This window comes from Amylibacter marinus, assembly GCF_030160015.1.
Classification (GTDB): domain Bacteria; phylum Pseudomonadota; class Alphaproteobacteria; order Rhodobacterales; family Rhodobacteraceae; genus Amylibacter; species Amylibacter marinus.
Genome location: NZ_BSNN01000002.1, coordinates 1046159 through 1071711 on the forward strand (window position 1 = coordinate 1046159; position 25553 = coordinate 1071711).

Below are 25553 nucleotides of genomic sequence, written 5' to 3' on the forward strand. Positions count from 1 at the left end.
CCAACATGGCCAAAAAACCTGGGATAAACTCCCGTGATCTTCTTAATCGCCTACGCGAAACTCTGGCTGTTGATGGCGATGGCCAAGAGCGGCTAGATCAAATCGTGCAGATGGTTGCCAGCTCTATGGACACCGAGGTGTGCTCTATTTACCTGCGCCGTGACCGCGAGACGCTAGAACTGTGCGCGACCCAAGGGTTGAACGCAGAGGCCGTACATAAAACCCGCATGCGTGTTGGCGAGGGGCTGGTTGGCGAGGTTGCCAAAACCGCGCAACCAATCAATGCCAAGGATGCCCCACAAGTGAAGGGCTTTCGCTATATGCCCGAAACTGGCGAGGATCTGTATCACTCGATGCTGGCCGTGCCCATTCAGCGCCTTGGCGAGGTTTTGGGCGTATTGGTTGTGCAGAACAAATCCCAACGCAAATTCGACGATGATCTGGTCTATGCCCTAGAAGTGGTCGCCATGGTCTTGGCAGAGATGAAAGAGTTGGGTGCCTTTGTGGGCACCGGCGAGGCAATGACTGCCCCCCACCAGCGCCCCTATATGATCACAGGCACCCGTGCCCAAGAGGGTACGGCAGAGGGTCAGGTGGTTCTACATGACGCCAAAATCGTCGTGTCAAATCTGGTATCCGACGATCCAGAGGCCGAGAAAAAACGCCTGCAGGGGGCCATGGATCAATTGCGCCTGTCCGTTGATGATCTGCTGACAGCCAATAAAATGGGTATTGGCAGCGAACAAAACGACATCATGGAAACCTATCGGATGTTCGCCAATTCTAAGGGGTGGAACAACCGGCTAGAGGCCAGCATCGACAGCGGGCTAACCGCTGAGTTAGCCGTAGAGAAAGAGCAATCCGCCTCGCGCGCGCGCATGGAGCGCGTGCCCGATCCCTACCTGCGCGAGCGCCTGCATGATCTGGATGACCTGTCTAACCGGCTGCTACGTCTACTAACAGGTCAGGGGCGCTCTGCCACTGAATCCTTGCCCAAAAACGCAGTACTGGTGGCGCGCAATATCGGCACGGCTGAGCTGTTAGAATATGGCAAGAACCTGCGCGGTATCGTGCTAGAGGAAGGCTCGGTTGGGGCGCATGCGGCCATCATTGCGCGCGCATGGGCGATCCCCATGGTGATCAATGCCGCAAATATCACCCGAGAGGCCCTGAACGGCGATACAATTCTGGTGGATGGCGATCAAGCATTGGTGCATCTACGCCCAACAGACGAGGTCAAATCCGCCTTTCTAGATAAATTGGCCATGTTGACCAAGGCCCAAGAAAAATACTCGGCCATTCGTGACAAACCCGCCATCACCCGCGATGGCACGCGTCTAGACCTATACATGAATGCAGGCCTGTTGGTGGATCTGCCCAGCCTAAAGGGTTCTGGCGCACAAGGCGTTGGCCTGTTTCGAACAGAATTACAATTCTTGATGCGTAATGTGATGCCCAAGCGAGACGAGCTGGCCAAGATTTATGGCCATGTGATGGATAGCGCACAGGGCCTACCGGTGACCTTTCGCACCCTGGATATCGGATCAGATAAGGTTGCGACCTATATGAACCCGCTTGATGAACCCAACCCTGCTATGGGTTGGCGCGCCATCCGGCTGGGGCTGGATAAACAGGGTGTTATGAAGATGCAACTTCAGGCGCTGATCCGCGGTGCCAATGGGCGACCTTTGCGGGTTATGTTCCCCTTTGTTGCACAGTTTAATGAATTCCGTGATGCACGAGCCTTGCTGTTAAAAGTGCTAAAGAGCGAAACCGCATTGGGGCATGAGCCGCCATCCAAGCTGGAAATCGGTGCGATGCTGGAAACCCCCAGCCTTGCCTTTGCGCCGGATCAATTTTTTGAAATGTGTGATTTTATATCCATAGGTGGCAATGATCTAAAGCAGTTCTTCTATGCCGCGGATCGCGAAAACGAGCGCGTGCGCCGACGCTATGATACACTCAACGTCAGCTACCTGACCTTTATCGAGCAAATCGCGGCACGCTGTGCGGCCTTTGACACGCCAGTTAGCTTTTGTGGCGAGGATGCTGGTAGGCCGCTCGAGGCCTTATGCTTTGCTGCGATGGGACTGCGACAGCTATCGATGCGCCCAGCCTCTATCGGGCCGGTTAAGGATATTTTGCTACAGACAGATCTGGATGATGCCCGCGCGGTGATCAACAAATCCCGCGCCTCAGGGGCACAATCTGTGCGCGCCGATTTGGTAAAATGGCTAAACGCCTAAAATTTCATTTCAAACTGTAGTCAACAAAAAAGGGCCCAAGGGCCCTTGATGTGTTCCTACTGGGTGAATTCCTCTATTGGAATTCACCGCCCGATACCTGGCCTTGTTCGATGTTCACACCGCGGCCACGAAGTTCCGCCAATATCTCGATGGAATTTGGTGGCACCGCGCTGATGTAGACCAATTCTAGGCTGGCCAAATCACGAAGCGGATCAAGGCTATCAAGTTGCGTATTGCTCAAATCCAGCTCGCGTAGGTAGCGCAGACCAGAAATTTTATCCAGATTGCGGACCTTGGTTCCGGCAATCTTCAAGACCTCTAGATTCTCTAAACGGCGGATCGGCGTAAGATCGGAAATCTGTGTTCCCGATATATCTAGAAACTCCATATCAAGGTTGGTGCTGAGATCCGGCAAAGTCACAATTTCAGTGCGCGCGACTTCTAGGCGGCGCAACTTATCCAAACGTGACAGATAGGACAGATCCAATATCTTGGTATCGTTCAGGAGAATTTCCTGCAATTCAAACATCGTGCCAAAGGGTGTAAGATCATAAACATTGCTGTTTGAAGCATCCAGATAGCTTAGGTTCACCAGATCAGCCAAGGGCGCGATATTGGCAACATCCGTACCGGAAAAATCCACATGCTCTAAAGCGCCCAAATTCGCCAGTGGCGCAATGTCAGACGCCTTGGAATTGGCGATTTCCAAGAACTTCAAACCGGTCAAATTGGAAACGGGCGCAATGCTGTCTACTTGGCTACCATTTAGGTTAAGTGTACGAATGTTACGCATGCCACTCAGCGCTTGTATATCGCTGACCTTTTCGCCAACGATCAATGTACTCAGGCGGCGCAAATCTTTGATTTCATCGGGCACAAATGCCAGACCAACGCTGGACAGGTTCATCGTTTCACAGCGATCTAGGCGACATTCCTCGATGATTGTCCAAACCTCAAGCAAGGCCATACGATCAGCAGATGAAATCAAGCGCTCCTGCGAGGTTACATTTGATGGCCCATCATCAACCACCCGTGGTTGGGAGGGCGCTACGGCAGCCACCTGCGGCTCGGGCTTTGCCACGGGCGCGGGGGTCACCGGCTGTGCCACTACCGGTTTCGCCTTGGGCTCAACAGGGCGCGAGGGCTGGGCCGGCTGCACCTGATCTACGGGTTGTGCCACGGGCTGGCTTACCGGCGCAGGCGTGATTTTTTGCGTGGCAACCACTACGTCACCATCGGCTTGTGGCCAAAATTTGAACACAGCAACGCAAACCGCCACATACCCTGCAATCATAACCAATAAACGAACCGGCATAACAACTCCTCTAAACTTGTTCCTATGACACCGCAATTAGGCCGATTGTTCAATGAAAAAACATCAACATGGTCAATTTTCGGGCGGTTTTTTTACACCCCATGCCCAGAGGCAACAGATTTTACCGATTTTATCGCCCCAGACACCCCAGAGAACCCCGCCTCATCCAATGCTAGGCACAGCAATCTATCAGGATTCGTGGGTGGCGGGAATTCTAATTCCCGCGCAGGCACAAAGCCAAAGCGTTGATAATAGGGGTAATCTCCAACCAGAATCACCCGTTTCCACCCCAACTCCTTCGCCATTTGCAAAGAGGCGCGCATTAAGCCGCCGCCCAATCCCTCGCTCTGATGCGCGGGGTGAACCGCGATTGGCCCCAACAACAATGCAGGGGCATTTTTGTCACCAATTACAATGGGCCAATAGCGAATCGCCGCAATTACGCCACTTTCTGCTGCGCGCGCCACCATACTTAGATCTGACACGGGCGATACCCCTTCGCGCAGACGATAAGAGCTGAGCGCCTCGCGACCCGGTGCAAAGGACAGATCGTACAGGTTTTCAACCTGCCACCAATCCTCTGCTTGCTCTTGCGAAATCTCTATCATTGTCCATGCCACATTGTCTCTGGTTTCGCCGATAACATGGCGATAAACCTTGGGCAACACAACAGAAAGACCAAGATGTTCTATAAACCCGAAAATGGCCATGGCCTGCCCCATGACCCCTTTAAGGCCATAGTCGCCCCACGCCCGATTGCATGGGTATCAACGCGTGATGCGCAGGGGCGCGATAACCTTGCGCCCTATTCCTTTTTCAATGGCATCAGTGACACGCCCCCGATTGTCGGGTTTTCTTCTGGGGCCGCAAAGTTGGACGGCACCGCCCCCAAAGACAGCGCCAGAAATATCCACGAAACCGGCGTGTTTTGCATCTCGATTGTGCCCGAGCACCTTCAAGATGCCATGAACATCTCTTCGGGAAACTATCCCGCAGATCAGGATGAATTTGCCCTTGCAGGGTTGGAAAAATCACAGGCACAGACAATTGATGCCGCCTATGTGACCGATGCACCCGCAACGCTGGAATGCCGGCTGTTTCAGGCGGTTCCCTTGCCGGGGGGCTATGAGTGGATCATGGGCATGGTCACGGCTGTGCATATCCAAGATCGCTATCTGGTTGATGGCCTGCTGGATGTGACGCTGTACCGCCCCTTGGCGCGCCTTGGCTATCGCGACTATGCCGCAGTGGGCGAGATATTTCAGCTTACCCGCCCCAGCACATGAGCGAAGCCTTTGATATATATGACCTATCCCCAATGATTGCCGGGGATATTGGCATCTGCCCCCTGCCCCGTGCGCCTGCGGATTTCGCCGCTATTTCGCGCTGGCAGGCGGACATAGCGGTCACGTTAACCACAGAGGTGGAATACCCCTTTGCAGATTTTCCAGACCATCTAGCGGCGGTATCGGGCCATTGGCTGCCTTGCCCAATACCTGACTTCGGCACCCCCGAACAGGATGTTTCTGATCTGGTTTCTCGGCTGGATCACGCTTTGCGGGCGGGCCAGCGGGTGCTGATCCATTGTCTGGGTGGGCGGGGACGCTCGGGGATGTTGGCACTGCGCCTGTTGGTGACTCAAGGCCAAGAACCGCAATCGGCTTTGGCTGATGTGCGCCGCGCACGTGCGCACGCGGTTGAAACCGATGCTCAGTATTTATGGGCTACATCCGCGCAAAATTGATCAACTTGGGGTGAAGCCCCTTTCCTCGCCCTGCACCACGGCATAACATGCGAAAAACTATCTAATGGGGACAATTATGGACACAGTAATCGGCATTATCGGCGGCAGCGGCGTATACGAAATCGATGGATTGGAGGATGCTCAGTGGATTTCCGTCGAGGGCCCCTTTGGGGCCCCATCAGATGATCTACTGGTGGGCAAGCTGAACGGTGTGAAAATGGTGTTTCTACCCCGCCATGGGCGTGGCCATGTGCAAACCCCTAGCACCGTAAATTACCGCGCCAATATCGACGCCCTGAAACGTGCAGGTGTCACGGATGTCATCTCTGTCTCTGCCTGTGGATCTTTTCGAGAAGAAATGGCGCCCGGTGACTTTGTGATCGTGGATCAGTTTATCGATCGCACATTTGACCGCGAGAAATCATTCTTCGGACCTGGCTGTGTAGCACATGTAAGCGTGGCCCACCCTACCTGTCCGCGCCTCAGCCAGCATTGCTATGATGCGGCGCTGTCTGCGGGCATTACCGCCCATATGGGTGGCACCTATTTGGCCATGGAGGGCCCGCAATTCTCGACCCTAGCCGAGAGCAAAATGTACCGCGAACATTGGGGGGCAGATGTGATTGGTATGACCAATATGCCCGAGGCTAAATTGGCCCGTGAGGCAGAGCTGTGCTACGCATCCGTCGCCATGATCACGGATTATGACAGCTGGCACCCAGATCACGGCGAGGTAGATGTAACCCAGATCATCGCTACATTGATGGGCAATGCCAGCAAGGCGAAATCCATTATCGCCCAATTGCCCGAACGGCTGGGTGAGGCCCGTTCAGATTGCCCCCATGGCTGTGACAAGGCGCTGGAATTTGCTATCATCACCCAACCAGAGGCCAGAGACCCTGCTATGGTGGCCAAACTAGATGCAATCGCTGGGCGTGTTCTCGGATGATCAGGCACCTTATTATGGGCCTTGCGCTGGGCCTTGTGCTGGGCTGTACGCCACGCGGCGAGATTGTTTTGTATCCTCAGGTCTCGCAAAATGATACCTCGGTATCGCTCCAGCAGATTTTCATCGCCACTACGCGACAAAAAGAGGGAGCACATGAATTTAATGCGCTACGCACCTCACAGGTGTCCTTGGCGCGCTATGATATTTCTGTGCCTCCCACTCATACGCTAGGACGCGTAGAATGGCCCCAGGATGATACCCCAGACCCCAGCCAACATTTTCTGACTCGTGATATTCAGACCTATGAAACCCGAGGCGATTTTCGTACGGCGGTTCGATCTAGTATCAGTACCGAGGATGCGGTGGTCTTTGTGCATGGTTATAACAATACCTTCGCCGAGGGCCTGTATCGGTTTGCCCAGATCGCACAGGATGTGAATATTACCGGCCAGAAGTTTCACTATGCATGGCCCTCTTCCGGGGATGCACGCGGCTATATCCATGATCGCGATTCCGTGCTGTTTGCACGTGATGGCTTCGAGCAATTCTTGGACGATATCGCCGCCGCCAACCCAAATGGCGTGTATCTGGTGGCCCATTCCATCGGATCAGCCCTAACGATGGAGACCCTGCGTCAGGCCTCTATCAAGGGCAATACCAAGCTGTTATCGGCCATTCGCGGGGTGATCTTCATCTCGCCCGATATCGATGTGAATGTGTTCTTGATGCAAATGCGCCGCATCACCCCAGCCCCAGAGCAATTCCTGATCTTTGCATCGCAGCGCGATATCGCCCTGCGCCTATCGTCGTTTATTACAGGATCGGGCAAACGATTGGGGCTGATCGATAATCCAGAAAAACTGCGCAATGTGAATGTGGATTTGATAGATATCACCAGCTTTACCGACAGCACCGATATCCTCAACCATTCGGTGGCGGCCACCTCGCCGACATTGCTGGCAATCCTGTCAAACCCCGATCACATGCGCGATCTGCTGGATACTCAGAAAACCGCGCGCCGCGGCAGCAATGTGGTGTCGCGTATTGTGCAAACCGCCAATGACGCCACCCAAATTATCCTAAACCCCTAGAGGCCCCCATGACTGTTGATCTGCGCGATTTCATTCGCACCATCCCTGATTTCCCCCACGAAGGCATCATGTTTCGCGATGTGACCACTCTGTTTAATGACCCCGTTGGTCTGCGCGAAACAGTGGACCAAATGGCCGCCGCCCTTGGGGATCAAAAGTTCGACAAAATCGCCGGCCTAGAGGCGCGCGGCTTCATGCTAGGGGCTGCCTTGGCCTATAAGCTGGGGATTGGGTTTACCATGATCCGCAAGGCAGGTAAATTACCCGGGTCAACCATCAGCGAGGATTACGCATTGGAATACGGGCAGGCCACGGTGGAAATCCACGACGATGCGCTGGATGCTGGCGACAAGGTTTTACTGTTTGATGATCTGATCGCCACGGGCGGCACTGCCGAGGCTGGAATAAAGCTGATTGAACGCCTGGGCGCCGAGGTCACATTGGCGGCGTTTATCATTGATCTACCGGATTTAGGTGGGCGGGCAAAGATAGAAAAAATGGGTGTGAAAACCCATGTTCTATGCGCCTTTGATGGGCTGTAGAGATTTTTTAGAAAAGTAACGACAAATTTTTGACTTGGTTAACCAGTTGGAAATATTTGTACGGCAATACTCTATTAGGTTCCGATGGAACCGCTGCTTGCCCTACGCCTCACCTTACCCTTGGTGGGGCGTAATTACTTTTGGGCTAGTCTTCCTTGGCCACCACCGCATCTGGGTTCATAATGTTTTGGGGATCTAGCGCCGCCTTTATAGCGCGCATAGCCGCCAATTTTGCCCCGTCGCCATAGCGCAACAGTGCCCGTGCCTTTAGCCGCCCGACCCCATGTTCGGCAGAGATAGAGCCCCCCAGCGCAGCAACTTTGTCATGGATCGCCGCACTGAAGGCCGCGCGCTGATCCGCGAAATCCGATTTATGCGCGCCCCAAGGGGGGAAGATATTGTAATGTAGATTACCATCCCCCAGATGCCCAAAACAGTTTATCCGCACATCACCAATTCGCGCCAAAACGGCAGGCATGGTTTCGATGAATTCTGGAATACGTGAAATCGGAATAGACACATCGTGGCTGGCAATTGCGCCAATGGCGCGATTGGCCTCGGGGATGGTTTCGCGCAATTCCCACAGGGCATCGGCCTGTGCGATAGACTGGGCAATCACCGCATCCTGCACCGAGCCACGCTCTATTTCTGTGGTTAGGGCCTGCATCATGCGCGCCTCTACATTTGATCCAGTGCCACTGGCCGCCTGAACCAGCACCGCCCATTCCGGCACCTGTGCAAAAGGCTGGCGGATATGAGGCATTTGCTCGGCTACAAATTCAAACCCTGCGCGCCCGATCAACTCGAATGCCGAAATCACCCCATCCAATTGCGTATTCAAACGCCCCAAAATGTCGATCGCCACCGCGGGATTTTCTAACGCCAGCAGGGCGGTGCTGACCTCGCGTGGTTTTGGGAATAGCTTCAGGCTGGCGGCGGTAATCACCCCAAGGCTGCCCTCGGATCCAATCAACAGGTTGCGCAGGTCATAGCCAGTGTTATCCTTGCGCAATCGGCGCAGCCCGTGATGAATTGACCCATCGGGCAACACCGCCTCAACCCCCAGACACAAGTCGCGTGCATTCCCATAGCGCAACACCTGAACACCCCCGGCATTGGTGGCCAAATTTCCGCCAATACGGCAGGATCCCTCGGCGGCCAGTGATAGGGGAAACAAGCGATCATGGGCATCTGCATAGCCTTGTGCATCGGCCAGAATAACCCCCGCCTCGACCACCATCACGCTTTCATCTGGATAGATCCCCCGCAGCGCATTCATCCGCTCGAGCGACAGGATAATACAGGGGCGATCGCCATCATAAACCTGACCACCAACCAAGCCAGTACCACCGCCATAGGGCACCACGCCAACGCTCAGTTCATTGCAAAACCGAACAATCGCAGAGACCTCGTCCACAGTACGCGGGCGTAACAGGGGCCGCGGCGCGCTGATATAATGCCCGCGTGGTTCGCCCAAATAGGCCTCGGTGGCCATGCTGACCATATCGGCGCCAAAGGCTGCAATAAATTGGTCAAGCAGAGCGGTCATCCCCTAGCCCCCGATCACGCCAGCATCGGTTTTTCCGCGCCGATCCATACGAATATTTGCATAGAGCACATGTGTGCGCCACCGCCCCGCAATTTGCAGATAGCTTTGCGCAACGCCTTCGTATTTAAAGCCCGACTTCTCCAACAACCCGCGCGATGGTTTATTTTCAGGTAGCGTCGCAGCTTCGATCCGACTGAGATCAAGTTTTGAAAATGCATAGGCAACAATGGCGTTGATAGCCTCGCTCATATATCCCATACGCGCATAATCTTGACCGATCCAATAGCCCAGCGTTGCCGCCTGTGCCGGGCCGCGGCGGATATTATCCAACGTAATCGCCCCCAGCAAATGCTTGCTGTCACGTTCGACAATAAACAACGGCAGGCCATCCCCCTCATCGAACGTTTTCTTTGCCCAAAAAACGCGATTTTGAAATGCGCTTTTGCTGAAATGATCAGGCGCCCAGACTGGCTCCCATCCTCGCAGAAACTCTGCGGAATTTTGGCGCAAATGCACCCATTGCGCATGATCTTTGGCCACAGGCAGGCGCAAGATACAGCGCGGGCTTTGCAGCTCAAGCCTTGTACCGCGCCCAAACATTATGCCGCCAAGGCCCGTGCCAATTGCCCCACTTCGGGGGCATTGTCCACCGGCCCGTATAGCGCAAGTGCCGGCGCGCCCGCGCATAGCGACTGCCCAAAGGCTCGCACATCGGACGCATTCACCGCATCAATTTTGGCGATCACCTCATCCAATGCCGGTACGCGGCCAAATATTGCCACCATCCGCGCCAGGCGCTCACATCTGTTCGAAGCACTTTCCAATCCCATCAACATGCCAGCCTTCATCTGGGCCCGCGCACGGGCAACCTCGTCTTCGCTCATATCCGACGCTGCCCGTTTCAGCTCGTCTATCGTAAGATTGGCAAGCCCAGCAATATCATCACCACTGGTGCCGGAGTAAATCGTCATCATACCACTATCGCGAAAGGCGCCAGCACTGGCATAGATTGAATAGCACAGGCCGCGTTTTTCACGAGCCTCTTGGAACAGGCGCGATGACATGCCCCCACCTAATGCGCCGGCATAAATCTGAGCGGTATAGATCTGATCATCAAGATAATTGGCTGATTCCAATGTGAGCGCGAAATGGGCCTGCTCAAGATCCTTGGCCACGCGGCGCTCACCGCCAACAAAGCGTGCATCATTTGCCATTAGCAATGGCTGGCGTTTTAAATTGCCAAACATTTGGCTGGCCATATCGACCAACACATCATGATCGATTGCACCTGCAGCGGCAAACACCATGTTTTCTGGATTGTAGTGCTGATCCACAAAGGCCTGTAAATCGTCGCGCCCAAAGGCCCGCACACGTTCCGCAGGGCCCAAAATAGGGCGCCCCATGGGCTGATCGGGATAGGCGGCCTCTTGCAACCAATCAAAAATGATATCATCGGGCGTATCAAGAGATTGCCCAATCTCCTGTAGGATTACGCCGCGCTCGATCTCTAGCTCTTTGGGGTCGAATATAGAATTCAACACAATATCCGAAATAACATCGACACCTAGCGCCACATCCTCTTCGAGGACACGCACGTAATAGGCCGTCATTTCACGGCTGGTATAGGCGTTGATATAGCCACCAACGTTTTCTATCGCCTCGGCGATTTCCAGGGAATTGCGTTTTTTTGTGCCCTTAAAGGCCATGTGTTCTAGAAAATGCGCAATGCCGTTTTGTTGAACCTGTTCATTGCGGCATCCAGCGTTAACCCAGACGCCAAGAGACGCTGATTTCAGGCCGGGCATATATTCGCTAACGATACGAAAGCCATTTTCTAATGTGGTGATACGTAAGAATTCGCTCATGATTTGATTCCAGCGCGGATCACAGATTGTACCGCACCCAAATCACCAGCCACGCGGGTAACGCGCTCGTCTCTGTCAAACAGATCGGCCATATGCGCAGGCAGCTCTGGGTGCACACCGCAGGCGTCTTTTACCGCGGCGGGGAATTTGGCGGGGTGGGCCGTGGCCAACGTGATCATTGGGGTCGCGGATTTTGGCTGCTGATTAGCCACCTTTACGCCAACGGCGGAATGCGGGCACAATACCTCGCCCGTTTGGGTCAATGCGGATTTGATGGTGGCAGAGGTCTCGGTCTCGGTACACTTGCCAGAATCAAACTCGGCACGCAACAAATCCACTGCCCCTTGGGACAATGTGAACGTGCCGTCATCTTTCAGCGCATCAAACAATTGTGCAATAGCCGCGCCTTCGCGATCATAGAGATCAAACACCAAACGCTCGAAATTAGAGCTAACCTGAATATCCATTGACGGGCTGATAGAGGGTGTAACCCCCGTCTTGGCATGTTCGCCAGATTGCAAAGTGCGGTGCAGGATGTCATTTTGATTGGTAGCAATGACCAGACGATCGATGGGAAGCCCCATGCGTTTGGCCACATAGCCCGCAAAAATATCGCCAAAGTTGCCGGTGGGCACAGTAAAAGAAACCGCGCGGTGCGGTGCACCTAGGCTGACAGCAGATGTGAAATAATAGACCACCTGCGCCAGAACCCGCGCCCAGTTGATGGAATTGACGCCAGCCAATTTCACGCCATCGCGGAATTCGAAATCATTGAACATCTCTTTCAGGAGCGCCTGACAGGTATCAAAATCGCCATCAACAGCCAGCGCATGCACGTTATCCTCGGTGGGGGTGGTCATCTGGCGGCGTTGCACCTCGGACACCCGCCCATGGGGGTACATGATGAATACATCCACCGCATCTAAACCTTTGAAGGCCTCCATTGCAGCGGATCCAGTATCACCCGATGTGGCCCCCACAATCGTGACCCGTTCGCCGCGCCGCTTTAGTGCTGCCTCGAACATCTGCCCGATCAGCTGCATCGCCACATCCTTGAAGGCCAAGGTGGGGCCATGGAACAGCTCTAGTAAATAGTGGTTATCGTCTAATTGCACGAGCGGGCATTTGGCAGCATGGGCAAAGCTGGCGTAGGCGCGTTTTAGGATTGCACGGAATTCATCATCCCCAAAGGTATCGCCAATAAAGGGCTTCATCACCGCAAAGGCTATCTCCTCGTAGGACTGGCCGGCAAAGCCTGCGATTTCATCGGCGCTAAGTGTAGGCCAAGTTGAGGGAACATACAGTCCACCATCACGGGCAAGCCCTGTAAGCATGGCCTCCTCGAAGCTAAGTTCGGGCGCTTGGCCGCGTGTAGAGATATATTTCATACTGTCCTCTTAGACGGTTTTTCTTCGGATACGCCACAGCAGGTAGAGTGTCATCCCAAGCCATACCAAGGCAAGGGAAAACCACGTAATCGCGTATTCTAAATGATCGTTTTTAAAGCTGGCCTGCACCGGACGAAAGGCAGTGGCATCATAGGGGCGCCACGTGCCATCGATCTGGATTTCGGCCTGTTCTACCACCACCATAAAGGGGGTTGTATTCATATTCTGCGCTATGGGTGCAAGAAAGCGAGAGAAATAGATGTTCTTTTCCAGATCTGGATCCGGGGTAAAGGCATCATCGTGATCTTGGGGGGTCAGCACATGCCCTGTGCCGCGGATTGGGCCACTAGGGCGCGCATCCTCTTTGGCACTTGCAGGGATAATCCCCAGATCCAGAAGCATGGATTTACCCGAAGACTGAAATTCAGCCACCACGTGATAGCCTAGGTTTTGACCTGCCTGAGGGGCGTAAACATGGGCCTCGCGCCCTGTTAGCACCCCATCGAAGGCCACGCGCACATAGTTGCGATCAAGGATGCTATCTGTGCGTTTGTATTGTGATACTAGGGATACCGGATCGGCCCCCATTTGTGTGGTAACACGCTCAATGATCCCCTGTTTCCATTCTAAGCGCCCCAGTTGCCAGAACCCCAGCCACAGCAAAATGACGATGCCGCCAAGGCCAAAAATCAAGGGCGCGATCATGCGTTTGCTCATCTGGGGATCCATGGGGTTGTTTGGCGATGAAGTAACGCAAATTGCCGCCAAGGCCAAGCCTTAACGCGCATATGTGGTATCGCGCGCCGAATTGGCAGAATACCAAGGTGGATGTGCAGGTTTGTTGGAATTTTGAACCAGACTTTCGGGAAATCTACCTGCCCAATCGACGCGATTGCCCCCATGGGGTCGGCGCGCGCAGGTGTAACACCCCCATAAGAAAGGGCGCTGAGTTCCCCCAGCGCCCGATAAAACCCAAATGGTTTCGGCCCTAGCCGCCCCAGATGTATACGGCGAAGAACAGGAACAACCATACCACATCAACGAAGTGCCAGTACCATGCGGCTGCTTCAAATCCAACGTGGCGTTCTTGTGTAAAGTGGCCTTTCAGCGCACGCATCAAGCAGATAGCCAAGAAGATTGTGCCCACCAGAACGTGGAACCCGTGAAAGCCAGTGGCCATAAAGAAGTTCGCACCATAGATATTATCGCGGAACGAGAAGGCCGCGTGGCCATATTCATATACTTGGAACACGGTGAAAATCGCACCCAATGCAATTGCACCAACCAAGCCCCAAACCAGACCCTTGCGATCATTGTCATGGGCCAGCGCATGGTGCGCCCAAGTGGCCATACAGCCAGAGCATAACAAGATCAGCGTGTTGATCAACGGCAGGTGCCATGGATCGAATGTTTCGATACCTACAGGTGGCCAGACGCCGTCTACCGCGGGACTATCTGGGCCCATTGGGAAAATCGCGTGTTTAAAGAATGACCAGAACCAAGCAACGAAGAACATCACCTCTGACATGATGAACATGATCACGCCGTAGCGCAGGCCAATAACAACCACCGGTGTGTGATCGCCGACATGAGATTCCTTAACCACTTCGCTCCACCAGCCGAACATAGTGTAAAGCACCATCAACAGCCCGATGATGAACATCCATGGTGACAATGGGATGCCGCCAAATGTTACGGATTCGCTACCGCGTCCCAGGTGATGTGACGCCAAAACAGCGCCAACCAGCATAACAAATGCGCTGATCGCACCAAAAAATGGCCAACTGCTGGGTGTTAGAATGTGATAATCGTGGTCTTTTTCATGTGCCATGGTCGACAAATCCCCTGTCTGTTATTGTCTCTTTACTTGGGTTTTAGGGTCAGTTTCAAGGCTTGCTTGTTCACTGGGTAAATCTGTCACATGGAATGTATATGACAGGGTTATGCTTTTCAGGTTGCCGGCCTCTGCATCATGAATCATTTCTGGATCGACAAAAAAGGTCACGGGCATTTGCACGGTTTCACCGGGCTGTAGCACCTGCATCTCAAAGCAGAAGCAATCTATTTTAGTGAAATAGCTGCCTGCGGAATAAGGAAACACATTAAAGCTGGCGGTACCAGCAATCGGTTGGTCGGTGGGGTTATGCGCCTCATAAAAAGCCAGACCGGTCTCGCCAATCTTTAGCGTCATTTTCCGAACCACGGGTTTGAACTCCCATGGCATATTGGAATCAAGTGATCCATCGAAGCGCACAGAGATTTCGCGATCTAGCACCTTATCACTGTTGGTGGCGGCCACCTGTGTTACACCGCCAAAACCTGTGACTCGGCAAAACCAGTCGTAAAAGGGCACCGCCGCAAAGGACAGCCCCAACATCACAACGACTAGCCCCATAAAGGATAGGGCGGTTTTTTTGTGTTGGGCTTCGCTCATTGGGTGACCTCTAGCGCCGGACGGCGCACATGGTCAAAGGCCTCCATGTTGTGGCCTTTGGTCATTTTAACGATGGTAATGCCAAACACGATGACCACAAATCCCACGAGCACAAGGCCCAGCATTTTGTTGTTCTTCGCGCGGCGCGCATGAATTTCTTCGTCAGTCATCAGATCACCACTGGCCAATTTTCAAGGCCGATTGAAAGATTGCGCATTACTTCTTCAACCAGCAATGCCGCGAAGAGTATAAACAGATAGAACAGCGAGAACTTGAACACCCTGCGTTCGGCGATATATTTATCGGCCTCGGCGGTTTCTTCCGCACGGGTATACAAACCATATGCCCCGCGCAGGAACATCACGCTTAGAATAAGCGAAGCCAGAAAATAAACAGGCCCCCCAATAGAGGTAAACCCTAGCCCGATACAAAAGGGCGTTAGCAGAACCGTGTAGACCATGATGTGCTTGCGCGTTGTGCGCCGCCCGTGGGTCACGGTTAGCATGGGAACACCCGCCTTGGTGTAATCATCGTTCATAAACAAAGCCAGCGCCCAGAAATGTGGTGGCGTCCACATGAAGATCAGCATGAACATACCCCACGCCTCGATAGATACGCCCCCCGTTGCCGCCGCCCAGCCGACCATGGGCGGGAAGGCCCCAGCAGCGCCACCGATCACGATGTTCTGCGGGGTAGAGCGTTTCAACCACATGGAATAAATCACGGCATAAAAGAAGATCGTAAAGGCCAGAAAAGCCGCCGCGAACCAATTCGCCGCCAGCCCCAGCATCGCCACCGATAGAACAGACATCCATAGCCCAACCAGCATCGCATTATGGGCGGTAACCTTGCCTGCCGGTACAGGGCGCGATTGCGTTCGTTTCATGATGGCATCGATATCTGCATCCCACCACATATTCAGCGCACCAGACGCCCCCGCGCCCAGCCCTATGAATAAAATGGCGCAAAAGCCAAGGAACGGGTGCACAGATACCGGTGCGACAATTAACCCAACAGCAGCGGTAAAAACCACAAGCGACATCACCCGAGGCTTCAGCAATGAAACCACGTCACCAAAATCCGACGCGGTATGCGTCGCGGATGCGCTTGTATCGGTCATAACAATCCCAAAGGTTGGCAGGTTATTCGCCTGCCGTGGTGGATTACTTAATTGGTGGCGGTTTCGGCGGCCAATACTTTGGCCATGTTTGCCTCGGCATATTCAACGCTGCGCGGGATGCCGGCGTACTCTTTGATCGCGCCATCCAGCCATGCATCGTATGCCTCTTGGCTTACAACCTTAACCGTGATCGGCATGTAAGAGTGATCCTTGCCGCACAATTCTGAACACTGGCCGAAATACACGCCCTCTTTTTCGGCATTGAACCACAACTCGGCCAAACGACCCGGTACTGCATCCTGCTTTACGCCGAATGCCGGGATTGTCCACGAGTGGATCACATCAGATGCAGTAACCTGTACAACAACTGTTTTACCTACAGGCACGACAACAGCGGTGTCGGTTGCCAACAGATATTCGTCATCCGCATAGCCGTTTTCGGCTAATTGGTCACGCTCTAGCATAAAGCTATCGAACCCAAACTCATGGTCCACATATTCATGTGTCCAATACCATTGGTTGCCGATAGCCTTGATTGTGATGTCAGCTTCTGGAATTTCCAGCTGTTTGAACAACAAGTTCAGGCTGGGTGGCATAATCGCCAGAAGGATCAGCACGGGGATCATTGTCCAGGCTTTTTCCAAGGTCGAGTTATGCGAGAATGTAGCGGGCACAGGGTTGCGTTTGGCGCTAAAGCGCACAGCACAGTAAACCAGCAACACTGTCACAAACAAACAAATGATGCCGATGATCCACAACAAGAAGTTATCCAGCCACTGAATATCGCGGGCAACTTCGGTAACCGGTGTTTGAAAATCAATGCCCTTGTCGATAGGCTTGCCGATTGTTTCCAAGCTTTGTTGCGCAAATGCGCTTCCTGCGAGTGTGAAACCAACCAAAGCGGCGGCTGAAGTTTTCAAAACTTTTGCAATTGCCATGCGATACATCCTATTTTTAGGGTTTTGCGTCCCTGCGCAGAATCCCCAGTTGTCTCTTCTCACTGCTAAAACCATAATATACCCAAAAGAACAAGCTTTCCATTTGCGGCATTGCGCCGCTTGTGACAAAAATTAGCAAAATTCGCCCATTTGATCAAAGGACACCGCCATGAGCAATGCCTCCGCCCCATTTCGCCCGTTTGAAAACAATTTCGACGAGGCCGCCGCCTTGGGGATCTTGCGTGATACTATTGACGGGGCTGATGACGGCGAGCTGTTCTGCGAGCGCAAGCGATCCGAGGGATTGGTTTTGGATGATGGGCGGGTGAAAACCGCGAGCTATAATGCCTCCGAGGGCTTTGGCCTGCGCGCAGTGCGCGGCGAAACCGCAGGCTATTCCCATTCCACCCAGATGAACGAGGCCGCGCTAAAGCGCGCCGCCGAAACCGCCCGGCTAGCGGTTGGATCTGGGGGGGGCACATTGGCCGACGCCCCCGTACCAACGAACCAACGCCTCTATAGTGATGCGGATCCGATTTCCGATGCAGAGTTTTCGGTGAAACTAGATGTTCTAAAGGAAATAGACGATTTTGCCCGCAGCCTTGATGCCCGTGTGGTGCAGGTTAGCGCCAGCATGGCCGCATCCCTACAAGAGGTAGAGATATTGCGCCCCGAGGGCACACGCCTACGCGATGTGCGCCCGATGACGCGCGTGAATATATCGGTGATAGTCGAACAGGATGGCCGCCGCGAGAGCGGAACAGCCGGCGGCGGTGGTCGCCATAGCCTCTCTCAGCTGATCACCCCCGAGGCCTGGAAGCCCAAGGTGCACGAGGCCCTGCGTATTGCGCTGGTGAACCTAGAGGCAGTGCCCGCGCCCGCAGGTCAGTTTGATGTGGTGCTTGGCCCAGGATGGCCGGGTATTTTACTACACGAGGCCATTGGTCATGGGTTAGAGGGCGATTTCAACCGCAAAGGAACATCGGCCTTTGCGGGGTTAATGGGGCAACGGATCGCGGCCAAGGGCGTTACAGTGCTAGATGATGGCACCATCCCTGATCGGCGTGGCTCGATCAGCTTTGATGACGAGGGCACGCAATCGGGCAAAAACACCCTGATCGACGATGGGATTTTGGTTGGCTATATGCAGGATCGCCAAAACGCCCGTCTGATGGATGTGGCCCCCACGGGCAACGGGCGACGCGAAAGCTATGCCCACGCGCCGATGCCGCGTATGACCAACACCTATATGCTGGGCGGTGATGCCAATCCACAGGATATCGTGGCGGATCTAAAGGATGGTATTTACGCTGTGGGTTTTGGTGGTGGTCAGGTCGATATCACCAATGGCAAATTTGTCTTTAGCTGTACCGAGGCATACCGCGTGAAAAACGGCAAAGTTGGCGCGCCAGTCAAGGGCGCAACCCTGATCGGCGATGGGGCAACCGCGCTGAAACATATTCGCGCCATCGGCAATGATATGGCGCTAGACCCAGGGATGGGAAATTGCGGCAAGGCCGGCCAATGGGTGCCAGTGGGTGTTGGGCAGCCTAGCCTAATGATTGGTGGGCTAACGGTGGGTGGATCACAGACCTAGAGCCCATATTTCTATATTTTACTAGGGTAACTCTGCTAGTGTACTTTGCCCCTCCCATCTACATAACAGTCACCAAGGGAGGCTATTATGAACCGACGGCAGATTTTATCCCGCATGGGGGCGGCATTGGCTGTTCCTGCATTGCCCCCATCTGCAATGGAAGGTAGCAGCTTAGCCACCAGCGCCACCCTGCCCGACTAGGCGCTTTTTTTTGGGATCACTTACACAAGTGTATAAAAGGGTAACTCGCCCTCTGCGCCTTGATTTCTTCGGCTGGTATTCAGCCTGATCCGGCCGAGGTCAATATTTCGCATATAATGTCCATAGGTATGATGAGGCCCCCATGTGGCCCCGATCGGCACCATTCGCGGCGTCGCGCGGTAGGGTGATACCAAAAACCACAGCAAAGTTAGGAAACCCTGCCAGCGGATTTAGACCCTGTTAACCATGTGCGCGCAGACTGTGATGATGATCGATACACCACCGAAGATTCCCAGCCATCGGCTGCCCCACAGCCAGAGCGAACAGGTTGACTGGCTGCGCCTATGTCGTAGCCACCGTGTGGGGCCGGCGACATTTGTCAGTTTGTTGGATGATTACGATAGCTGTGGTGGGGCATTGGCGGCCCTGCCCGAGGTTGCACGCATATCGGGTGTAAAATCCTATCATCCCTATGACAGCCATAGCGCCGAGCGCGAATTAGATCTGGGGTATAGCCTTGGGTATCGCCCACTGTTTTTAGGCGCATCGGATTATCCCGCATTATTGGCACAGGCCAGTGATGCCCCTGCATTTTTATGGGCCCGGGGGGACATAGCATTGGCCGCGCGCCCCTGTGTTTCCGTAATTGGTGCACGCAATGCCTCTAGCTTGGGGTTACGCATGGCGTCGCGCGTGGCCTACGCCTTGGGCGAAATTGGTTATGTGGTCGTCTCGGGGTTGGCGCGTGGGATTGATACGGTGGCACATCAAAAATCTATTGCCACAGGCACCATCGCCGTACAGGCCGGTGGGCTTGACGTTGTTTACCCCAAAGAAAACGCTGACCTTCAAGAGCAAATCGGCACCGAGGGTCTGTGCCTATCCGAGCATCCGATCGGCTTGGTACCGCAGGCACGACATTTTCCGCAGCGCAACCGGATTGTTGCAGGGCTAAGCCTAGGGGTGGTGGTGATAGAGGCGGCAGCGCGATCTGGCAGCCTGATCACCGCGCGTGCCGCCATGGATCAGGGGCGCGAGGTTTTGGCCGTACCCGGTAGTCCAATTGATCCGCGTGCATCTGGGTGTAATATTTTGATCCGGGATGGCGCGACATTGGTGCGCGATGGCGCCGATATCGACCGCGCCCTTGGCCAGCCCTGCGGTCAGCCGCGCCGATCAAGCGCTTTGGCGGATGTTAGCGATCAGAAAAGTGAGCCCGCCTCCTCCGAGCAAATACCCAGCAGTGAGGCGATTGATGCCCAAATTCTGGATCTGTTATCGGCCAACGCTACACCAGAGGATCTGGTTATTCGCGACATGGGCTTTCCCGCCGCGGTTGTTTCGCGCCAGTTGACTGCATTGGAAATGAGCGGAAAAATTCAACGCCAAGCTGGGGGAATTTTAGCGCTCGTTAATTGAAAATTCCCCCTCCTATATAAAGGAGTGTTGACATTACCCCCCGATACGCCACATCTTCCGCGCCCAAGGAACCAAAGAATTTCAGTGAAAGAAACATATGCCAGTTGTCGTCGTAGAGAGCCCCGCAAAGGCCAAAACCATCAATAAATACTTGGGCGATGACTTTACTGTTCTGGCCTCCTATGGCCATGTTCGTGATCTACCACCCAAGGATGGATCGGTAGATACCGACAATGAATTCGAGATGAAATGGGAGGTGGCCAGTGATTCTAAAAAGCACATCAAGGCCATCGCTGATGCCCTAAAGGAAGATAACGCCCTGATCCTTGCGACCGACCCCGACCGTGAGGGAGAGGCGATTTCTTGGCATCTAGAGGAGGCCCTGCGCAAGCGCCGCGTGGTTAAGAAAGACACGCCCGTCAGCCGCGTAGTGTTCAACGCCATCACCAAAGCAGCCGTGACCGAGGCCATGAAAAACCCACGCCAAGTGGATATGGAGCTGGTCGAGGCCTATTTGGCGCGCCGCGCATTAGACTATTTGGTTGGGTTTAACCTCTCGCCCGTGTTGTGGCGCAAATTGCCCGGTGCAAAATCTGCCGGCCGTGTGCAATCGGTATGCCTGCGCCTGATCGTAGAGCGCGAGATGGAAATCGAAGCTTTCAAACCGCGCGAATATTGGTCGGTTAAGGCGCTTTTGAAAACCCCACGCGGGCAAGAGTTTGAAACCAGCCTACGCGTGCTGGGCGGCAAGAAGCTGGAAAAATTCGATATCGAAAACGAGGCCGCCGCCGAATTGGCAGTCAGTGCTGTGAATGCGCGCGATCTATCGGTGCAAAAGGTCGAGGCGAAACCTGCCACCCGAAACCCCTCCGCACCCTTTATGACATCTACCCTCCAACAAGAGGCCTCGCGCAAGTTTGGGTTTGGTGCACGCCAAACCATGTCAACCGCTCAGCGTCTCTATGAGGCCGGGCATATTACATATATGCGGACGGATGGAATCGATATGGCCCCAGAGGCCGTCACCGAGGCGCGCGATGCAATCAAATCCCGCTATGGCGCTGATTTTGCCAGCGAAAAGCCCCGCGTTTACAAAAACAAAGCCAAGAACGCCCAAGAGGCCCACGAGTGTATTCGCCCCACAGTTATGGCAAATTCCGCCGCTGATCTGCCAAAACTAGAGGCCGATCAACGCAAGCTGTACGATCTGATCTGGAAGCGCACAATCGCCAGCCAAATGGCCAGCGCCAAGATGGAGCGCACCACCATTGATATCGGATCTGATGACGGCCAAGTTGGTCTGCGCGCCACCGGTCAGGTGGTTGTTTTCGAAGGGTTCCTAAAGGTTTATGAAGAAGGTCGTGATGATCGGGACGACAGTGTTGTCGATGACAATGACAAGCGTCTACCACAGCTAACCGAGGGCGATAAAACCGCGAAGTCAGCAGTGAACCAACATCAGCATTTCACCCAAGCCCCACCACGCTATACCGAGGCAACCTTGGTCAAGCGCATGGAAGAATTGGGCATCGGGCGCCCCTCAACCTATGCCTCAATCGTAACCACCATCCAGACCCGCGAATATGTGCGCAAAGAAGGCAGTCGCCTAATTGCAGAGGACAAGGGGCGCCTTGTTATTGCCTTTCTAGAGAATTATTTCCGCCAATATGTCGGGTATGATTATACCGCTAGCCTAGAGGAAGAACTGGATCAGGTTTCTGCTGGTAAGATGGATTACAAGGTTGTGTTGTCGCGGTTCTGGCGTGATTTTTCTGCCGCCGTGGGCGAGACTGCGGATCTACGTATTACCGAGGTTTTGGAAAAAATTAACGAGGTGTTAGAGCCACATATTTTCCCAGCTAATGAGGATGGATCTGATCCGCGGGTATGCAAAACCTGTGGAGATGGGCGACTATCCATGCGCACCGCGCGTTCTGGAGGCGCCTTTATTGGCTGTTCGAATTACCCAGATTGCCGCTATACCCGCCCACTATCGGGCGAGTTAGAGGGCGGCGATATCGCAGGGCCAGACGGGAAAGAGCTGGGTGTAGATGGTGATGGCGAGTTGATTACCCTGCGCACAGGGCGATTTGGCCCCTATGTTCAGCGCGGTCAGGCAACCGAAGAAATGCCTAAACCGCCGCGCGCATCGATCACCAAAGGTTCTGACCTATCTGCCGTAGATCTAGAGCGTGCGCTCTTGTTGCTCTCCCTGCCGCGCCATGTGGGGGATCACCCTGAAGGCGGCACCATTACCGCCGCCATTGGCCGATTTGGCCCCTATGTAATGTGGCAAAAACCGCTTGAAGAGGGTAAGAAAACCGCCCAGAAAATTTACGCCAATATGAAAGACCCCGAAGAGGTCTTCATCATCGGCATGAACCGTGCGGTAGAGTTGATCACCGAGAAGGCCAATAAAACCGGCCGTGGTGCAGCCGCAACGCCGCTAAAGGAATTGGGCGAACATCCAGAAGAGGGTGGTGCGATTAATGTGATGGATGGGCGATATGGGCCTTATGTGAAATTCGCAAAGATCAATGCCACACTGCCCAAGGATGTGGAGCCAGCGGATGTGACGTTGGAAATGGCGCTAGAGCTGATTGCGGCGAAATCCGCCAAAAAGAAGCCCCGTAAGAAGGCGGCCCCGAAGAAGGCGGCGGCGAAGAAGCCAGCTGCCAAGAAACCTGCGGCAAAAAAGAAGCCCGCAGCGAAGACAAAAACCGCCCCAAGCGCAGAATAATAGAACTGGCGCGCGTTATTTTAGCGCGCGCCCTTCGACCACATGGCCGTATAGCGTGGTCAGAATGCTGGCAGAGATCAAAATACCGATCCACTGGAACCCTGCAAAAATCAGAACACCGATCACATTGTTGGGGGCGGCTAGGGATGAAATCAGGCTGATTGCCGTCATCAAAAACACCTGAATGCAGGCAACACCGATCAAATGCGTCTCTAGGGGTTTGGTCTGCGCAAAACTCTGTGGCAGGGGCATGGTGCTATCCAGTGCGCAGGCCGGCAGAGCCAAACCAAAGCGTAATAGAAAATAATAAAACGCCAGTAGCGTGATAATCGTACTGAGCATCCCCAAACCAATAATCGCCAGAACAAGCGAAGCGACTAATGAGACCCCCATGGCGATCAGAAGCACACACAATACCACCACAACCGAGCGCCACATATAGCTAAGCACGCGTTTCGCATTCCACACAGGTAATAGGGATTGTGGGATTTCACCCTGTAGGATGTAGCGGTGCCAAGAGACCGTCAGCCACGAAAACGCAAAGAAGAACAGCGCCCCGTTTAGAATGCTGGATTGGATCAACCCCTCGGGCAGCTGAATGGGATCGCCAGCGCTGATATCTATCCCCGTTAAATCCACAGACGGGGGAAGCAAGCCGCCGGTAAACATCACGTTTATAGCCGAGCTTGCGAAAATTGTTAGGATAAACAACCCCCCCGTTAGGCGCAGCGCATCCGAAAGGTTTTCTGAAATAATCAGCAGCGATTTTTTAACGATTTGCCATGCCACGTTCATTGGGTTTGCCTTGTTGATTTTTGGCAAACCTAGCCAATCATTGCATCGGCATCAAGCGGCCAAGCGTTGCTCGAGCATTTCTAGAACCTTTGCACAGCGGTTTTGCCATTTGGCACCAAGAGAGAGTGCAACCCGCAGGTTCTCGGCCTCAGTTGCCAGATCGAGATCCCCCGACACCTGCGCCACAGAAGTTAAGAATTGAGCGCAATAGCTTAGGCGGTGGGGATCAGATTCGGGCATAGCCTCGCGCATAATCCCTTGAATATTGTGCAAATCCTCGGCCAGGGATGCCTCGTCTGGATGCACGGTATCACCTACAACACGGGGGCGAAATGATTTGGGCCCTTGTTCTGGTGGCAGAACTGATAGAACCGTTTGCTGAAAGCTAGAGAGATCATAAAATGGTTTTTGCAGATACAAAGAGGCCCCTGCCCCTAGGGCATGTTGTTGCCCTGCGGGGTTCATTTCGCCGCTCATGGCGATAACCGGCGGACCACCTGTGGCATTGGAAATCTCGCGGATGAATTCCGCACCCGAACCATCTGGCAGGCCCAGATCAACCAGCACCGCATCGGGGCGATAAATACGAATATGTTTGCGCGCAGAGTGCAAACAATCGGCACGGCGCAGGCGCGCGCCAGATCGAATGGCCATTAGGCGCACCGCATCAGAGAAATATCGACTGTCTTCGACCAATAAAATCGTCAGCCCCAACAAGGGGCGATCAATTTGGCGTGTGGGCCGAATTTTTTGGGCGTCTGTGATTGCGTCTTCCATATTAATCTCCTTTGCACCATAAAGGCGCACAAGTTCCTAATAGCTCGCTAACGCGGCTCATAAAAATCCACTTTGGTTCAAATTTTCTACTTGAGAGGTCCTTCGTATGTCCATTACTGCAATATTTGTAGTTTTCGCAGTGGTTTGGTTTCTGTTGCTGTTACTGAATCTGCAGGGGAATCGGCCATCACAGGCCGAGAGCGGCGATGTAGTTGAGGGCACCCCCAGTTCTGCACCTGCGGAATTCCACCCCAAGCGCGTGGCATTTCGGACCACGATCTATTCTGTACTGGTCACCATTGTTCTGGTTTATGTGATCAAATCGGGCTGGATTACGCTGGATATGTTCGATTTTTACAACATTATCGAAAAGTAGGTCTTTTCTTTTGGGCCAAAGGCGCGTAATCGCGCGGTAATCTAGCAAAGGAAAATCGTTATGGCCGCACTTTCAGAAGGCGACATTGTTGTATTGGTATCTGGCTCTCCACGTTTTGTTGTGGAAAGCATTCAAAGCACAAAGGTAAGCTGTGTGTGGTGCAACGAAGGTATCATTCACCGTGATACATTCGATATGAGCATCCTGCGTAAATGGGAAGCATCCGATACCGCACCCGGTGGTGGTGGACGCGGTGGTGATCGCGGCGGCTTTAAGGGCGGTGATCGCGGTGGTGATCGTGGTGGCTTTAAGGGCGGCGACCGTGGTGGACGCGGCGGTGATCGTGGCGGTTTCAAGGGCGGCAATGATCGTGGCCCCAAGCGTGACTTTGATAAAAAAGACAAACCGTTTTTCCGCAAGGATTAATTCAGGCACAGATTTCAGATTTAAAGGCGCGCCATGGGGTG

At 53.9% G+C, this 25553-nt stretch carries 25 protein-coding genes; 11 read left to right on the forward strand and 14 right to left on the reverse strand.

The window, feature by feature from the left end; all coding sequences use genetic code 11:
• The first annotated feature begins 5 nt into the window (after positions 1-5).
• Entirely contained in the window at positions 6-2246 is a 2241-nt protein-coding gene (gene ptsP, locus QQL62_RS06015) for a phosphoenolpyruvate--protein phosphotransferase (RefSeq protein ID WP_284376979.1), read from the forward strand.
• Positions 2247-2319: 73 nt separating this feature from the next.
• Here ptsP and QQL62_RS06020 read toward each other — a convergent pair whose 3' ends face one another.
• Positions 2320-3561: a leucine-rich repeat domain-containing protein gene (locus QQL62_RS06020; protein WP_284376982.1), complete on the reverse strand. Its 1242-nt coding sequence runs from the start codon at positions 3559-3561 to the stop codon at positions 2320-2322.
• A gap of 92 nt (positions 3562-3653) precedes the next feature.
• Entirely contained in the window at positions 3654-4169 is a 516-nt protein-coding gene (locus tag QQL62_RS06025; protein WP_284377196.1) for a GNAT family N-acetyltransferase, read from the reverse strand.
• A gap of 75 nt (positions 4170-4244) precedes the next feature.
• On the opposite strand from QQL62_RS06025, the gene QQL62_RS06030 reads away from it, so the two are divergent.
• From QQL62_RS06030 to QQL62_RS06050, 5 genes are all read left to right on the forward strand, one after another.
• Positions 4245-4847, forward strand: coding sequence for a flavin reductase family protein (locus QQL62_RS06030; protein WP_284376984.1), 603 nt, complete (start codon positions 4245-4247; stop codon positions 4845-4847).
• Entirely contained in the window at positions 4844-5305 is a 462-nt protein-coding gene (locus QQL62_RS06035; RefSeq protein ID WP_284376986.1) for a protein-tyrosine phosphatase family protein, read from the forward strand. The genes QQL62_RS06030 and QQL62_RS06035 overlap by 4 nt, the downstream gene beginning before the upstream one ends.
• A 76-nt stretch (positions 5306-5381) precedes the next feature.
• A complete protein-coding gene (locus QQL62_RS06040; RefSeq protein WP_431355747.1) occupies positions 5382-6254 on the forward strand; it encodes an S-methyl-5'-thioadenosine phosphorylase in 873 nt (290 codons plus the stop codon).
• Positions 6251-7345 carry an alpha/beta hydrolase gene (locus tag QQL62_RS06045; RefSeq protein ID WP_284376988.1) on the forward strand — a complete coding sequence of 365 codons (1095 nt, stop codon included), beginning with the start codon at positions 6251-6253 and terminating at the stop codon, positions 7343-7345. Before QQL62_RS06040 ends, QQL62_RS06045 begins: the two co-directional genes overlap by 4 nt.
• An 8-nt stretch (positions 7346-7353) precedes the next feature.
• Positions 7354-7887, forward strand: coding sequence for an adenine phosphoribosyltransferase (locus tag QQL62_RS06050; protein ID WP_284376990.1), 534 nt, complete (start codon positions 7354-7356; stop codon positions 7885-7887).
• Positions 7888-8032: 145 nt separating this feature from the next.
• Here QQL62_RS06050 and QQL62_RS06055 read toward each other — a convergent pair whose 3' ends face one another.
• From QQL62_RS06055 to coxB, 10 genes are all read right to left on the reverse strand, one after another.
• A complete protein-coding gene (locus tag QQL62_RS06055; protein ID WP_284376992.1) occupies positions 8033-9436 on the reverse strand; it encodes an FAD-binding oxidoreductase in 1404 nt (467 codons plus the stop codon).
• A gap of 3 nt (positions 9437-9439) precedes the next feature.
• Entirely contained in the window at positions 9440-10036 is a 597-nt protein-coding gene (locus tag QQL62_RS06060; RefSeq protein ID WP_284376994.1) for a GNAT family N-acetyltransferase, read from the reverse strand.
• The gene (locus QQL62_RS06065) at positions 10036-11301 is read right to left on the reverse strand and encodes a M16 family metallopeptidase (RefSeq protein WP_284376996.1); all 1266 of its coding nucleotides are present in this window, start codon (positions 11299-11301) and stop codon (positions 10036-10038) included. The genes QQL62_RS06060 and QQL62_RS06065 overlap by 1 nt, the downstream gene beginning before the upstream one ends.
• The gene (thrC, locus tag QQL62_RS06070) at positions 11298-12689 is read right to left on the reverse strand and encodes a threonine synthase (RefSeq protein WP_284376997.1); all 1392 of its coding nucleotides are present in this window, start codon (positions 12687-12689) and stop codon (positions 11298-11300) included. Before thrC ends, QQL62_RS06065 begins: the two co-directional genes overlap by 4 nt.
• A gap of 9 nt (positions 12690-12698) precedes the next feature.
• Entirely contained in the window at positions 12699-13406 is a 708-nt protein-coding gene (locus tag QQL62_RS06075; RefSeq protein WP_284376999.1) for an SURF1 family protein, read from the reverse strand.
• A 271-nt stretch (positions 13407-13677) separates the two neighbouring features.
• On the reverse strand, positions 13678-14520 hold the full coding sequence (locus QQL62_RS06080; RefSeq protein ID WP_284377002.1) for a cytochrome c oxidase subunit 3: 843 nt from the start codon (positions 14518-14520) through the stop codon (positions 13678-13680).
• Positions 14521-14541: 21 nt separating this feature from the next.
• Entirely contained in the window at positions 14542-15123 is a 582-nt protein-coding gene (locus QQL62_RS06085) for a cytochrome c oxidase assembly protein (RefSeq protein ID WP_284377004.1), read from the reverse strand.
• Entirely contained in the window at positions 15120-15293 is a 174-nt protein-coding gene (locus tag QQL62_RS06090) for a cytochrome C oxidase assembly protein (protein ID WP_284377006.1), read from the reverse strand. Before QQL62_RS06090 ends, QQL62_RS06085 begins: the two co-directional genes overlap by 4 nt.
• Positions 15293-16243, reverse strand: coding sequence for a heme o synthase (gene cyoE, locus QQL62_RS06095; protein ID WP_284377009.1), 951 nt, complete (start codon positions 16241-16243; stop codon positions 15293-15295). Before cyoE ends, QQL62_RS06090 begins: the two co-directional genes overlap by 1 nt.
• 47 nt (positions 16244-16290) lie before the next feature.
• Complete coding sequence (gene coxB / locus QQL62_RS06100) at positions 16291-17181, reverse strand: cytochrome c oxidase subunit II (protein ID WP_284377011.1); 891 nt, start codon at positions 17179-17181, stop codon at positions 16291-16293.
• A gap of 169 nt (positions 17182-17350) precedes the next feature.
• Between coxB and tldD the strand changes: the two genes are divergently transcribed.
• From tldD to topA, 3 genes are all read left to right on the forward strand, one after another.
• Positions 17351-18778, forward strand: a complete 1428-nt coding sequence (tldD, locus tag QQL62_RS06105) for a metalloprotease TldD (RefSeq protein ID WP_284377012.1) — start codon at positions 17351-17353, stop codon at positions 18776-18778.
• Positions 18779-19243: 465 nt separating this feature from the next.
• Positions 19244-20398 (forward strand): DNA-processing protein DprA, encoded by a 1155-nt coding sequence (gene dprA / locus QQL62_RS06110; RefSeq protein WP_284377013.1) that lies wholly within the window; start codon positions 19244-19246, stop codon positions 20396-20398.
• A gap of 97 nt (positions 20399-20495) precedes the next feature.
• Entirely contained in the window at positions 20496-23138 is a 2643-nt protein-coding gene (gene topA / locus QQL62_RS06115; protein WP_284377014.1) for a type I DNA topoisomerase, read from the forward strand.
• A gap of 15 nt (positions 23139-23153) precedes the next feature.
• Here topA and QQL62_RS06120 read toward each other — a convergent pair whose 3' ends face one another.
• Both QQL62_RS06120 and QQL62_RS06125 read right to left on the reverse strand, forming a co-directional pair.
• The gene (locus QQL62_RS06120) at positions 23154-23933 is read right to left on the reverse strand and encodes a hypothetical protein (RefSeq protein ID WP_284377015.1); all 780 of its coding nucleotides are present in this window, start codon (positions 23931-23933) and stop codon (positions 23154-23156) included.
• A gap of 51 nt (positions 23934-23984) precedes the next feature.
• A complete protein-coding gene (locus tag QQL62_RS06125; protein ID WP_284377016.1) occupies positions 23985-24710 on the reverse strand; it encodes a response regulator in 726 nt (241 codons plus the stop codon).
• Between the two features lie 106 nt (positions 24711-24816).
• Between QQL62_RS06125 and QQL62_RS06130 the strand changes: the two genes are divergently transcribed.
• Positions 24817-25086: a DUF1467 family protein gene (locus QQL62_RS06130; protein WP_284377017.1), complete on the forward strand. Its 270-nt coding sequence runs from the start codon at positions 24817-24819 to the stop codon at positions 25084-25086.
• A 60-nt stretch (positions 25087-25146) separates the two neighbouring features.
• Positions 25147-25512, forward strand: coding sequence for a hypothetical protein (locus tag QQL62_RS06135; RefSeq protein WP_284377018.1), 366 nt, complete (start codon positions 25147-25149; stop codon positions 25510-25512).
• The last annotated feature ends 41 nt before the right edge of the window (positions 25513-25553 follow it).

Coding starts and splice junctions, on each gene's coding strand:
- QQL62_RS06085 (WP_284377004.1), bottom strand. CDS start 15,123: ATGAGCGAAGCCCAACACAAAAAAACCGCCCTATCCTTTATGGGGCTA.
- QQL62_RS06065 (WP_284376996.1), bottom strand. CDS start 11,301: ATGAGCGAATTCTTACGTATCACCACATTAGAAAATGGCTTTCGTATC.
- QQL62_RS06040 (WP_431355747.1), top strand. CDS start 5,382: ATGGACACAGTAATCGGCATTATCGGCGGCAGCGGCGTATACGAAATC.
- QQL62_RS06025 (WP_284377196.1), bottom strand. CDS start 4,169: ATGATAGAGATTTCGCAAGAGCAAGCAGAGGATTGGTGGCAGGTTGAA.
- dprA (WP_284377013.1), top strand. CDS start 19,244: ATGATGATCGATACACCACCGAAGATTCCCAGCCATCGGCTGCCCCAC.
- topA (WP_284377014.1), top strand. CDS start 20,496: ATGCCAGTTGTCGTCGTAGAGAGCCCCGCAAAGGCCAAAACCATCAAT.
- coxB (WP_284377011.1), bottom strand. CDS start 17,181: ATGGCAATTGCAAAAGTTTTGAAAACTTCAGCCGCCGCTTTGGTTGGT.
- cyoE (WP_284377009.1), bottom strand. CDS start 16,243: ATGACCGATACAAGCGCATCCGCGACGCATACCGCGTCGGATTTTGGT.
- QQL62_RS06130 (WP_284377017.1), top strand. CDS start 24,817: ATGTCCATTACTGCAATATTTGTAGTTTTCGCAGTGGTTTGGTTTCTG.
- QQL62_RS06075 (WP_284376999.1), bottom strand. CDS start 13,406: ATGAGCAAACGCATGATCGCGCCCTTGATTTTTGGCCTTGGCGGCATC.
- QQL62_RS06090 (WP_284377006.1), bottom strand. CDS start 15,293: ATGACTGACGAAGAAATTCATGCGCGCCGCGCGAAGAACAACAAAATG.
- thrC (WP_284376997.1), bottom strand. CDS start 12,689: ATGAAATATATCTCTACACGCGGCCAAGCGCCCGAACTTAGCTTCGAG.
- QQL62_RS06020 (WP_284376982.1), bottom strand. CDS start 3,561: ATGCCGGTTCGTTTATTGGTTATGATTGCAGGGTATGTGGCGGTTTGC.
- QQL62_RS06120 (WP_284377015.1), bottom strand. CDS start 23,933: ATGAACGTGGCATGGCAAATCGTTAAAAAATCGCTGCTGATTATTTCA.
- QQL62_RS06125 (WP_284377016.1), bottom strand. CDS start 24,710: ATGGAAGACGCAATCACAGACGCCCAAAAAATTCGGCCCACACGCCAA.
- QQL62_RS06030 (WP_284376984.1), top strand. CDS start 4,245: ATGTTCTATAAACCCGAAAATGGCCATGGCCTGCCCCATGACCCCTTT.
- QQL62_RS06055 (WP_284376992.1), bottom strand. CDS start 9,436: ATGACCGCTCTGCTTGACCAATTTATTGCAGCCTTTGGCGCCGATATG.
- tldD (WP_284377012.1), top strand. CDS start 17,351: ATGAGCAATGCCTCCGCCCCATTTCGCCCGTTTGAAAACAATTTCGAC.
- QQL62_RS06050 (WP_284376990.1), top strand. CDS start 7,354: ATGACTGTTGATCTGCGCGATTTCATTCGCACCATCCCTGATTTCCCC.
- QQL62_RS06045 (WP_284376988.1), top strand. CDS start 6,251: ATGATCAGGCACCTTATTATGGGCCTTGCGCTGGGCCTTGTGCTGGGC.
- QQL62_RS06080 (WP_284377002.1), bottom strand. CDS start 14,520: ATGGCACATGAAAAAGACCACGATTATCACATTCTAACACCCAGCAGT.
- QQL62_RS06035 (WP_284376986.1), top strand. CDS start 4,844: ATGAGCGAAGCCTTTGATATATATGACCTATCCCCAATGATTGCCGGG.
- ptsP (WP_284376979.1), top strand. CDS start 6: ATGGCCAAAAAACCTGGGATAAACTCCCGTGATCTTCTTAATCGCCTA.
- QQL62_RS06135 (WP_284377018.1), top strand. CDS start 25,147: ATGGCCGCACTTTCAGAAGGCGACATTGTTGTATTGGTATCTGGCTCT.
- QQL62_RS06060 (WP_284376994.1), bottom strand. CDS start 10,036: ATGTTTGGGCGCGGTACAAGGCTTGAGCTGCAAAGCCCGCGCTGTATC.